This window comes from Microbulbifer okhotskensis, assembly GCF_023895975.1.
In the GTDB taxonomy this organism is placed as follows: domain Bacteria; phylum Pseudomonadota; class Gammaproteobacteria; order Pseudomonadales; family Cellvibrionaceae; genus Microbulbifer; species Microbulbifer okhotskensis.
The window spans coordinates 1-337 of sequence record NZ_JALBWM010000436.1 but is presented as its reverse complement, the minus strand read 5'-3'; the positions used below and the strand labels follow the sequence as shown (position 1 = coordinate 337).

Genomic DNA, 337 nt, shown 5'->3' with positions numbered 1-337 from the left:
CAGCACAATGGCCAGAGCCAGGATCAGCGCGGGAATGCCGGTAAACCCTACAGCGGCCCACTGGATTCTGTTTCGGTCTGCTCTGGTCATGGTTACAGCCCCAGGGTTAGACCGAGTACACAGGCGAGGATGATCAGGGCACGGCGCAGGGTGGCGAGGGAGGCAACAAGGCGTAATGCCCGCGCACCATCCAATGAGTCGTTTTGCACCTGCAGGGCTAGCTGGAAAAAGTCGTGCGGGCGGGCGTAGTGAAACAGACTGCGGTCTAGCCAATAGGCGAGAACCACGGCACCAGTGACCAGTGCGGTTTTATATAGAACTACGGGTAACTGCTGCG

General features: G+C 58.8%; 1 protein-coding gene. It reads right to left on the bottom strand.

Annotated features, from left to right (window positions below; genetic code table 11):
• Positions 1-92: 92 nt before the first annotated feature.
• Positions 93-337: putative holin (locus MO867_RS22815; protein WP_252473424.1), on the bottom strand; the 245-nt coding region annotated here is incomplete at its 5' end.